12 protein-coding genes, 1 pseudogene and 1 CRISPR repeat array are annotated in these 11268 nt (G+C 40.4%); all 13 genes and pseudogenes read right to left on the bottom strand.

Annotation, left to right across the window (positions count from 1 at the left end; genetic code table 11):
* Positions 1–62 precede the first annotated feature (62 nt).
* A CRISPR array of direct repeats spans positions 63–358; the repeat unit is 30 nt; unit sequence GTTTCCATCCCTCATAGGAAGTTTAAAAAC.
* A gap of 171 nt (positions 359–529) precedes the next feature.
* Entirely contained in the window at positions 530–781 is a 252-nt protein-coding gene (cas2, locus tag B3N34_RS09350; protein ID WP_286977465.1) for a CRISPR-associated endonuclease Cas2, read from the bottom strand.
* A gap of 35 nt (positions 782–816) precedes the next feature.
* Positions 817–1815, bottom strand: a complete 999-nt coding sequence (cas1b, locus tag B3N34_RS09345; RefSeq protein ID WP_286977435.1) for a type I-B CRISPR-associated endonuclease Cas1b — start codon at positions 1813–1815, stop codon at positions 817–819.
* A 6-nt stretch (positions 1816–1821) separates the two neighbouring features.
* Positions 1822–2334, bottom strand: a complete 513-nt coding sequence (gene cas4 / locus B3N34_RS09340; RefSeq protein ID WP_286977432.1) for a CRISPR-associated protein Cas4 — start codon at positions 2332–2334, stop codon at positions 1822–1824.
* Positions 2318–4609, bottom strand: coding sequence for a CRISPR-associated helicase Cas3' (gene cas3 / locus B3N34_RS09335; RefSeq protein ID WP_286977428.1), 2292 nt, complete (start codon positions 4607–4609; stop codon positions 2318–2320). The genes cas4 and cas3 overlap by 17 nt, the downstream gene beginning before the upstream one ends.
* Positions 4560–5270: a type I-B CRISPR-associated protein Cas5b gene (gene cas5b / locus B3N34_RS09330; protein ID WP_286977427.1), complete on the bottom strand. Its 711-nt coding sequence runs from the start codon at positions 5268–5270 to the stop codon at positions 4560–4562. The genes cas3 and cas5b overlap by 50 nt, the downstream gene beginning before the upstream one ends.
* A 6-nt stretch (positions 5271–5276) precedes the next feature.
* Entirely contained in the window at positions 5277–6185 is a 909-nt protein-coding gene (cas7b, locus tag B3N34_RS09325; RefSeq protein ID WP_286977421.1) for a type I-B CRISPR-associated protein Cas7/Csh2, read from the bottom strand.
* Positions 6175–6636, bottom strand: a complete 462-nt coding sequence (locus tag B3N34_RS09320; protein ID WP_286977409.1) for a TM1802 family CRISPR-associated protein — start codon at positions 6634–6636, stop codon at positions 6175–6177. Before B3N34_RS09320 ends, cas7b begins: the two co-directional genes overlap by 11 nt.
* Positions 6637–6644: 8 nt before the next feature.
* Positions 6645–6974: a hypothetical protein gene (locus B3N34_RS09315; protein ID WP_286977404.1), complete on the bottom strand. Its 330-nt coding sequence runs from the start codon at positions 6972–6974 to the stop codon at positions 6645–6647.
* Between the two features lie 15 nt (positions 6975–6989).
* Positions 6990–8135 carry a TM1802 family CRISPR-associated protein gene (locus B3N34_RS09310; RefSeq protein WP_286977400.1) on the bottom strand — a complete coding sequence of 382 codons (1146 nt, stop codon included), beginning with the start codon at positions 8133–8135 and terminating at the stop codon, positions 6990–6992.
* 4 nt (positions 8136–8139) lie between these two features.
* Positions 8140–8913: a CRISPR-associated endoribonuclease Cas6 gene (gene cas6 / locus B3N34_RS09305; RefSeq protein ID WP_286977389.1), complete on the bottom strand. Its 774-nt coding sequence runs from the start codon at positions 8911–8913 to the stop codon at positions 8140–8142.
* Positions 8914–9128: 215 nt separating this feature from the next.
* Positions 9129–9365: pseudogene (locus B3N34_RS09300) on the bottom strand (transposase); the annotation flags it as partial.
* Positions 9366–9653: 288 nt separating this feature from the next.
* Complete coding sequence (locus tag B3N34_RS09295; RefSeq protein WP_286977388.1) at positions 9654–10571, bottom strand: asparagine synthase-related protein; 918 nt, start codon at positions 10569–10571, stop codon at positions 9654–9656.
* On the bottom strand, positions 10564–11256 hold the full coding sequence (locus B3N34_RS09290; RefSeq protein ID WP_286977385.1) for a diphthine--ammonia ligase: 693 nt from the start codon (positions 11254–11256) through the stop codon (positions 10564–10566). The genes B3N34_RS09295 and B3N34_RS09290 overlap by 8 nt, the downstream gene beginning before the upstream one ends.
* Positions 11257–11268 lie beyond the last annotated feature (12 nt).

The following is an 11268-nucleotide window of genomic DNA, read 5'->3' as shown; positions in this document are numbered from 1 at the left end:
CCATCCCTCATAGGAAGTTTAAAAACGGATTTTGACTGGCTCATTTGCCCAACCAACATGGCGTTTCCATCCCTCATAGGAAGTTTAAAAACTATATGCTGAATGCAGCAACGACGAAGAAAAAGCGTGTTTCCATCCCTCATAGGAAGTTTAAAAACTGATGAAGTTTCCGACATTTGCAGTTCCGAACCGGGGTTTCCATCCCTCATAGGAAGTTTAAAAACTGTATCGTAATAAACCGACCCCTGAAGCGATGACTCATGTTTCCATCCCTCATAGGAAGTTTAAAAACCTGGCAACCAAGCTACGCTAACATAGGAGGAAACGCGTTTCCATCCCTCATAGGAAGTTTAAAAACTCATCACACATATTGATTTTACCGTATTTTAGCCATATAGGCACTGTTGTGTCCTATTTATTTTTCAAGGTTCCACGAACACCAATATTTATGATGGTAGCGATAAGAATAGCCATTTTATTTGGTTGTGTCGATCTCCCAGGATTTATGCACTATTGAAGGTCGACACAACTAAATAAAAATTTCACTTGACCCTTTCTCTTTACCTACAACCTCTCGGGAGGTATAACGCTCGGATCTCCATGTATAAAATATAACACTGTCATAATCATCTTTTATAACCTTGCAAACCTCACGTTTAAGGGATGCAAACGTAGCAGGAGTAAGGTCTCCTTCCAATACGGAATTTTGAATCCAGCTAAGGTATTTACGACCAATCTTTAGCACTTTATTCACACGCTCTTCCCCAACATCATAAATCATCAATACAAAAATAACATGCACCCCCTAAACAACAGTTACCATCGCATCGAGAAAGGCTCATATTCTTCGTCATCAAGTATATGCTTTTCTAACTTATAAGCCTCCATTCTAAGTAAACTGCGATAGCTTACGTTTCTTTTTAACTTAGGATGTTGTATTGTCGCCATCAACCGTTCTTCCCAAGCTTGTAATACGATTTGTACCCCCTTTTCGGACAAAAATATACCTCCGCCAGCTTGACCCGCAAAATGTTTGGCTTGAATTTGTTTTTTATTTATCAAAGAAAATATCAATCGGTCTACCAAAATTGGTTTGAATATCTCTGCAATATCAAGATTTAAACTAAAACGCCTAAAATTAGTCTCATGAAGGAACCCTATACGAGGATCAAGGTGTGTTTTATAGATTTGGGCCAAGGTCGTCACATAACATAAGGAATTCAAAAAGCTTATGAGTGCGTTCAATCTATTTTGAGGAGGCCTTTTGCTTCTATTTTCCATCGCAAAAGTGCCTCCACCTGTTATTATATCAAATGCAGAATAATATCTGTCTCGTGCGTTGCCCTCTATGGCCATTAGCTCAAGTATTCCGTTTTGTCTTTGACTTAATTCATTAAAATTATCCATAGCTTCTATTGTTTGACCCAGCGCTAAATCTGCATGTCTAAAATAATACAGCAAAACTATCTTCATATTATTAATGGCGCCTGCTACAAACCTTTTTGCCAAAACTAATCTTTTTTCAGCATCAAGGCAACTTCTTGCTTGTGCTAAAATGACGGCACCGGAATTCATATGTTCTCTAGGATAGTATGTCCCCTGATAGTAATGGTGATGATTAAAGAAGTGTAACATAATCTTGTTTGAAGTACAAAATTCAAGAAAACGCTTATTTAAATCCACTTCGCCAAATATAAATATCTCATCGGTAGTTTCTACTGGTACAAATTTTCTTTCATTCTCATTTTCAATTACAATTGTATTATCCTTTCGCTTAAGGTTACCAGAAGAAAGGATGTAGATACATTTACCCATTACTTATCAGCTCCAGCATAATTCTTGATAAGCACAGTTCTTGCAATACTTGCACTCTTGCGCTTTAGGGGGACAGGGCGATAGCACAATGTCTTTAATTTCCATATAAATTTCATCAAGTTTCGATTGTAAATCTTCGGTTATAGAGACATCCTCACGTCTTCTTTCCTTCGGAAAAAGAAGCTCACCTCTTGCTGCAATTCCAGATTTTGCCAGTTCATAAAGATAGTGGGCTAACTGCAATCGAGCGGCTTCAATAGAACGACTGCTCTTTTTTATCTCACCTATTACCAAAACACCCTTTTCTTCTTTAAGAAGGTCAAACTTACTGTCCCCAAAGCTAACGCTGTGACGAACCCTCTCGTAGGAAGATTCATCGATTAACCTTCCAAGCTTGAGGAATTCGTCTTCCTTGTCAGCCTCAACGCCATGAGATATCAACCAGACCTGACGTTTACATATAAGACAATACCATACCAAAGTTCCGCCTATCCTTGGCAACTCAGAGAAAATAGGCATCTTCCTCATTCTCACTGTCCTTACTCAGGTTAAACCCACTAATGCGGTCGTATACATGTTTCCTGCCTTCCTTAGTGAGAAACCAACATTGAAACCTTACATTGAAATCAAGCGGAGGTAATTCATCTTTAAACGCTACGGTAGCTAGCTTATTTCGCCACGATTCGAGTGCTTTTAGAGGCACTTCAATCATGTATTGGAGCAATTTGCGATGCAGATGCCTTTTTTCATTTAAGTTTTCTAGTGTCCACTTAGTGTTTATAAGCTTCTCAAACATTGGACGCACAGTGTTGTTTTGTTCTACATACACTTCAGCCGACAATGGATCATAATGCTTGTCTATAAGGTTTGGTCTATCTTGAGGCCCCCATCTGCCCTCGCATAAATTTTTCCATATACCCCTATCTTGCAGTCTTTCCGCGATGTCTCTGTAGTAACTGTCAACTTTTATCGGCGCCATAGTTTCTTCGAAGATGTTTATTCTGTCTTCCAGGCGAAGTGTTGACCGTGAGCTATCCATGAGGATGTCATCGTAAACCATATTAGAAAAAGATTTACCCTGTTCGTTCACGAGCTCCGCAATAAGCACCAAACCACCCGTTTCGGACCTGCTGTGTCTGTTGCATCTTCCAGCCACCTGAACGACACTATCCAAAGGCCCCAGATCGCGAAATACCCAGTCGAAATCCAAATCTACTCCTGCTTCGACAACTTGAGTTGATACTAAATAATGTTGTATTTTTTTCTTTTCCAGATATCTTAAAAGCCTCATCGTTAAACGTCTGTGATGCGGAGTCATCCAAGTTGATAAAAAGTAAACAGGTGCATCCATGACGTTTTTGATCATCCTATAAACTTCAACTGCAGATTTTCTGGTATTAAGTACAATCAGTCCTGATTTTTCATACAATCTTTCTATATGCTCCTCAAGAAGACTGGGTAACTCATTCAATTGATACTTGTGAGGAAGTATTTTATATGTATGTCTGTTATAAGGAAATGACAACCCCTTGGGAGATAATTCGGTTCCCTTTATTATATAAGGTTGGGTTGCCGTCATAAGGATGTAGCTGGTGTGTAGTTTATCGCTCAGGTATTGTAAGGTTTCCCCAAAACCGTGCCAATATCTTGGATTAATCGTCTGTGGTTCGTCCATGATTACAACTGCATCGCTCAAACGATGAAAGTCAATTGAATCGTTTGCCTTCGGGCTGTAGATACTCTCCCAGAGTTGAACCATTGTCGTTAATATCACTGGCGCATCCCAATACCTGAAAAATGTCTTCATGCGAGTCATGGGATCCTGATTTTTTTCGCCCGTCTCTATAAATGTAGATAGACTATGATCTTCCTGGACGTCTTCTTCTCCAAAAAGACCTTTTGCCACCAAGGAGTTTTGTTCAACTATACTGATAAAGGGCAAGGCGTAAATGATGGTTTTGCTGCCAAGTTTATGTGCCATCCTGCGAGCAATATCCAGGCCTGTAATTGTCTTACCTGCTCCTGTAGGTAAGGTTAAAGTGTAAAGGCCCGGACGTTCAATGTCGTCCACCGATCTAATGCAAGCTTCGCGAGTCTGTTGTCTCCATACATCCAATGGGCTGCTTTCTCGTCCCGAAAAATCTGGCTCCTTAAAAAGAGGCAGAGGATGCATCTTGAGACTTCTTACACCTATTGCATCCATACGATCAGCAGTTATAAGAAGAGAGTAAAGTAACCGATAAAACAACCACGCCTGTGCGTTGAGTATCTTCTTACGTTTTAGCATTAATGCATCTGCGTAATCTTCCCATTGTTCTTCACTTAAGAAAATATTCCAGGTGGGGACCAATTTCTTCATCGCATCCTTTTGTTCCTTAAAGGCCTGCTTATTATGCTGCACCCAAAAATCTAAAGCTTCGCTCCCATCGACCATATATGTATGATGTCGTCTTACTGCCTCAGCCAACCAAATATCAGAGAAACTGTCTTCATTCGTGTGGAACTTTGATAGGTTAAGAGTAAACCAGGCAGAGGGCAAGGCATGATCTATGCCGCCCCCTCTGCCATTAAGGTAATCCTGAAACAAGGGATGCGCTTTCCCAAGATCATGGGTAATGCCCACTATTTCAATGTCTATATCGGGAAGAATCGACTTTAATCCATGATATTGAGCCATATCGCTCATCAGGCGATATGTACCGTTAAGATGATCCTTTAAAAGTCTCTCGGGATGGCTTTTAAGTTCACCATCGAGGGAACCAGGCGACCACATCGTTTCCGCACTTCGTAACATCTCCCGCTCCTTTGTTTATCAAAAGCTTTTTTAGTGGAGACGGAGAATATAGAACCTCGATGCTTTCAATAAATTTTCTAGTCGCATCCATCTTAAAAGGCATCTCTTCCTTAAACGCTCCTCCGACATCTAGGATATTTAAGATCCTTACTTTTTCGTTCCACGGCACAACACTATCAACGGCAACCTCATCTTCTGTCAGCGATTGATTGCTAAACTGGCCAATATAGACGACATCGGCTATAGCATATGCCGTACCCAGATAAGGGGTAAATTTAAAGCTATCCTTCTCTAACATACACCGTAGCTTATCCTCAATTCCACCGTCAACGAATATACGATACTTGGGATTAATCACAAATTGATGTTTTACCTGGATATGCGGACTTTTTTGTGGCTGTTTTACGTTCCAAAAATTTATGGCATGCCACATCCATGATATATCGCTCAGTAATGCTACTGAAACCTTAGTACCAATGAGAGATTCCCAATATTTGGCATTACAGCCGCCATCGTTGCTGCCATTAGATATTCCAACTATTCCGGAAATTAAACCGGCTATGGCTGTGGGAGGCGGGAAGGCAAAAGATATTGATGAGGTCGTAGTATACGGTTTTCGAAACATTGCCATTTGCCCCGAAACATCAAATACAACTGGCATAGCCTTTCACCTGACCTCTATTTTCAGGTTGCCTCCGAAAATATCCTCCAACTTATCTAGCGGTTCAACCCGAACTGCTGCATCCTTAACGATTCTTACTGTTTCTATTTTGTTCTTTATAAGAGATGCCTTGTCTGCAACCTCGCTAATGTCCAACTTAACTTCATCAATGGACCTCAAGGCCAACTGTTCATCATCAGATAAAGGTTCTCCTTTTAATGATTTGAGCACAACTTTTTCATCTAAAGACCCCAAGGCTCCGTCAAAACCTGCAACGTATTTAAATTCGATGAGAAGTCTAGGGGTATGCCCTATTTTGCTTCTTGTTATCAAATTGGCCGTACCTTTCCAAAGGGCCTCAAACAGGGCATCGAGATCGTCATCGGACGCGTTGGTCTGTCTAGAAGCATACTGATTAGCGATGCCGTAAACAGCTATCAATGCAAATGGTACAATGTATTCGTTGCGAAATGAACGCTGCTCGCTGGCTTCCTTTGTAGCAAAAGCCGCTGTACCCTGGACAAATTTTGCCTCAGCCCTATGTAGTGATCGACCCCACTTGAATTGTACCGGACCAGTCCATGAAAATGCCTCTTTACCAAGAGCATAGGTTGCCCCAAACAACCTGGTATCGATGCATTGCGAAAGTATCTCTCTTCCTGTATCGCGACTAAACCTTTCCTTTAACTCGCTTACGCGATTCGCAAGTGTCTTGGCTTCTCCGTCGACAAAGATAACCTTGTCTTCCCTAAGCCACTGATCTCGAACAGTACGTTTGATCCTTACGTCTGAAACCATTATTTGACCGGACTCTTCATCATATCTTGGATGATTGGCATCCAAAGGATCGCCGTTGGGATTAGCATCTTTGACCGAGTAAACAAACAAATACTCCCGCCTGTTTTCAAATGACATCTTGAGCTTCCTCCTCCATCGTAGGTTCTATCTCAGAAACATCTTTCTTACCAAAAATCGTCCAGAAGTACTTGCGAGCGTTCAAAAAGGCCACGGAGAACACGAAGTTGCCGTCCACGCCTAAGTCACGCCCTTTGTCATCTTTTTGCAAGATTAACTCTCCAGCCTTTGCACATAGGGATTCAATCATATCGGCATAATCGAGATGATATGCCCTTACAAGCTCGGGGACCCTCGCAAGATGCTTAAACAGATCTCTTTTGCTCATACGTCCAAAATTAAGTTGCTTGAAAAGCGGAGATGTACTTATATCTTCAGGCGAGCCTTGAAAATCTCCCTTGGCCTGAGATCTTGCTATAAAGCCCAATACAACCCCAGCCAAAAAAACACCCCTGCCACTTTTGGTCTTAAGGTATGGATCCGTGAATTCATCGAAGAAATCCAGCTTCATAAATTAACTCACCTCCTACCATTCGCCTTACCTAAAAACTCCAATACCGCCATCATCTTTCTAAGCTCCCAGTGTCCAAATCTGATCCATTGAGTATCCGCAAATAACCCGGCAAATCTAGAGACCATCAGCTGTTTAACAAATTCTACATCCACTGTTTTGCCGCCAAGTAATTTGCTAATGATGTTTATTATCCGCTTGCGCATGACTTTTTTGTCAGCTTCATCTTTTCCGGATAAGGATATTAAGGTAGAATAAATGGCTCTAAATGTCTGATCAAGATCGACGCCTATGTCTCCGGGTCGAAATTCAGTCTTTCCAGCATCCTTCCAAAGCAATACCTTATAAGTATCCTACCACAGTCTTTCCAGGCATTTTAATCTCGATGGAGGCACATCTTCCACCATTACGTGCAATTGCTCTTGAGCTTGGTTCTCTTCCCAAAAAACAAAATGGTAAACCAAAATTTCATCCTGCTTTGCAAGGTAGCTAAACAATCTCTCCGCTTTCTTGAGGCCACTTTTAATGAAGTTCTCCACATTGACTGCAACGTCATCAAGTTCTGCATTTCCGAAGATCAGCTCAGGGACTACATATATGTTCATATTTGGGATAGTTTGTCTGTCAAAAAAACGTCCATCCAAAACCTCCCTTCCCATGGACATAACCGATATGCAGTCATCGCATAGTGGAAACACTTTTTCGCGGACACCATGGCCATCTTTAATCCCTGGAAGAAAGCTTTCCTTGTCGAACGTTGAAAATTTAAAGATTTTATCCAGGTTCGCGCCAGATTCAGCCTTTGCGTGACACAAACTACAAGTCGCAGACATCTTCCCGCCAATGTTTGGCTCTAATCTTGACTTAAAATGATTACGAAAAATCCCTAACTCCCCTGGATACAAAAAATTGCCGTTATCGTTAATTCCGAAGATTAAAATGTATGATCTTTTTTTGTCCTTCCAAAGTTCGGCAATTCTGTCCGCTTTTTCTTCAAGCTCCGACATTATAAGGTCTGCGCTCCCACTTGAAAACACGCCAATGTCTTCAAGTGGTTTTAATACTGTCTTGTAAAGCTTATAATACCTGGAGTCGTTATCGTCCCTCCATGTTCCACGTTTCCCAAGTAATGCACTATGAGGGTTTGCAGTTGCCTTTCGCAACTTATATACAGGAGAGTATCTCCACTGGGTACTGGAACCAGGTGGTTCCCTGTAAAGCATTTTTTGTTTTGTCTCATTAATTTTGTCCGCATCGTTACTGTTCAAATAGTCTTTTAGGTCTATCTTTGCTATGCCAGTAACTTCTAAACATTTAGCATCCCTATCCCTTACGTTCAGCCATATCCTTATTTCTCTGCCCTGTCTTTGATCATCTTCTATTATCGGCATGGGAAGTTGCAGGAAACTGTCTATATCAGAAAAATAAGGTTCTGCACTCTTATTTTTCGACCCTAATTCGACTTTGCCAAGTTCATAAACGGCCTTTAAAAATCCCATATCTTCACCTCCTTCCTCTTTCATTTGGCAGAAACTCTATACACCCAAACCCAGCGCTGTTCTTTGCACCAAGTCCAGCATCCAAGGCAACTTGAAGCAAAACTTTCGGGCCATAAAGCCTAAATTTGCCACTCCACCCCTTTATAGGGCGATTGTCTCTGGGGCTAAAAAACTTAACTTCCTCCTTTGCTCTGCCGGTAAATTCAATTTTTATTGTACCGTCCGGAATATCTTCTTGTGGGGCTATTATCTGAAATTTCTTTATCAAATTGGCATAAATTTGCTCCCTAAATTCTTTTTCTTTAGGGGAATAATAGTAAGTGAAATTGCTTTTATCATATTTTTTTAGTGTAGAATAACACACTATCGGGGAAAGAGTATGACATTCAATCTCTTCGCTATCAACACAAGGAGATTCGATTTTTACTTCTTTACATGTAAGTAAATTGTTTCCTAGCTTTATTTCACCTAACGATAAAGCATTGGTAGCCAGTTGTTTTAGAATTGAGTTAATAGGAGATGTAATCACTAACCTTATGGGAGGTTGAAAAAATACCAGGTCATCTTTTAGCTTTATAGGGACACTACTATAAAGCTTAGAGAAACTAAACAATTTAAAGTGGCGCTTACCTTTGTAAACGAATCCTTCCTTATGGAGAAAATCAGCATATTCTGGATCCAACAAATTGTAAACCATAGCTTGAAGTAAATATTGATTTTTCCTTCCCAAAACCAAGCTATCACTTGAAGTTACATTAAATAAAAGTGTTAATTTCATATAATAAACCTCATTCTAATATTTTTAATAATTGTTATATAGCGCATATGTTTTTATTAAACATAATAACTTATAAAATAATATCTCAGACAAGTTAACACGACATATTTGTGTGGCAATAATTAGGATAGATTAACTTTATTTATATAGAACGCAATAACTGAGCATACTGTACTAAATTGCTATCACAATGTCAAGCTCTATCCGGCTCTATTTCAAGCAGTGTGGAAACACTCCGGTGATAAGAATCCCAACAACACCTTCCTCGTATAGATTGTTGCGTCCCGCAGGCCAAAGGAGAAGCGCTTGAGCATCTTTATCTTGGTGTTACAGCCCTCTGTGAAGGCATTGGTAGTCCTGTTGTCGAAGTAGTTTAATATAGGTTGTCGCCACCGTTTTAGGGTATTGCCCCACCAGCGCAACTCGGCAACGTCAGAAGCCTTTAGGTTCAGGGACTATCAGGCCTAAAGCTCGTCTACCTTTTACCTTCCTCTGTCGCTTAAATTCTTTCTTGCAACTTAAGAATATCTTTTAAAGCGACAAGACCATGCCTTCTGCATACCTGGTAAGCCTACCACTTGGTTCTTACCACCATTGTATTTTCAAAGCCAGATTTCTCACTAAAGATTATAGAGCCGCAAAAAGTAACCATTTAGCTGTAAAAAAATTTTGAGGTTGTATTGCTTCCATCTGGTGGCATGTAATTTAGCAATTCAAATAATCCGCCTACTTTTACGCTGTTATTGACGCCACTGGGATTGAATTCCGCCACAGACTCGGCAATGATCTCTTCCTCGGCTAATACCGGCACCGCAATATAGACATCTTTGCTCTTCTCCGGAAGGTTGAGGAATTTCACCTACTACCCGTCTATATATCTCATAGTAATACAGATGCTCTTTGCTCCTGAATTTAATCTTGTAATCTCTTTCTTTTGTCCTGAATTCTACGTCAGTTATCTTAGATTCCAATATGTCGCGAAGCAAAGTCATTCCGGAACCTTGTTCAAGAGGTGATTTTTGTCTCCAAACGATATAGTGCGGTAGAAAACCCTCGAAGCTTTTTCGAAGTATCCATTTGTTATATATTTTACCGTCAATTTTCTTTATTTTTTCATCGCAATCGATCTTAAGGGCATAGTCAATAAACTCTTCATCCAGAAATGGTTGCTTAATTTCTAAATCAATGGCTTTGCTCAATTTATTAGATGAAAATGAGAGGTTATGCGCTATTTTTGGTATATATTCGTTTAAATTGAGCTCTGCCATATAAGAATATCCCCCAAACAGCTCATCACCTCCATCCCCTGTCATAACACTTACGCACCCCTTTTCTTTTGCCAATTTCAAGCCGAAATAGACGACGATATCGTTAGGTATGGCAGGGTCAAAGATTTTAAGGATTTTTATGATGATAGGGATTGCTTCTATAGCTTCTTCAATAGATACTGTCAGGCGAAAATGTTTCATACCCAAAATTTCCGTTACCATTTTAGCATACTCAATATCTTCACCCTTGGACTCAAGATCTATCGTAAAGGCGATCGCTGAAGGTGCAAGACAGGCTAATACCGTTGAATCTATGCCGCCCGAAAGCAGCAAACCATCGCCTAAATTGGTTTCAACGACCTTTTTAAGAGTCCTTACAAATTCATTCATTTGCCGTTATCTCTTTCTTTTTTGTAATTAATTCAACCATATCGTAGAACATGTAGCTGTCTTTATATATAATTTGACCTTTAGCAATTTCGATTTTCTTTTTGAACAAAGGACCATCAATTACGAAGGTATGGTATTCGCCGTTTTCGCCATTAATGTCTATGGCTATTTCTTTGACATATTCTACGAACGAGGTGTCAATAGGACGACCTAGATATCTTTCACTAATCATATCCATCTTTGCAGTAACCACAATGGCCTTAAATCCGGAAGATATCAGTTCCTCCAACAGACTCGATCTATCTTTTTGCCATAGAGGAAACATGGGTTCGATGCCAATATCGGCACATACTCTCTCTATCCATGTTCGGTGCTCCTCGAGATCTATGTCGCCAAAAATGCCGGCTTCAATTCCTTCTTGCTTCAACCTCCCTGCTATATCTTTAAAGTTTCTCTCATAGGTATTCCAGGTTGTGGTTTGTTGAATCAACGGCAATCCTATACAGTCGGACTGCAGTCGCAGGGCTGTACTGGAAAGTCCGTGTGTCATAGATCTTCCTGCATCTTCTGTAGCCATATTTAAAAGAACGAGGGGTTCTGCATCCCTCGCCTTATGCATCGCCAGACAACAATCCTTTCCTCCGCTCCAGGACACAAAGGCTTTTGCTTTTTTAGATAACTTCACTCTTTCACCTCC

The organism is Acetomicrobium sp. UBA5826, from assembly GCF_002433005.1.
Taxonomy (GTDB): Bacteria; Synergistota; Synergistia; order Synergistales; family Acetomicrobiaceae; genus Acetomicrobium.
This window is presented reverse-complemented; position numbering and strand designations above follow the sequence as displayed.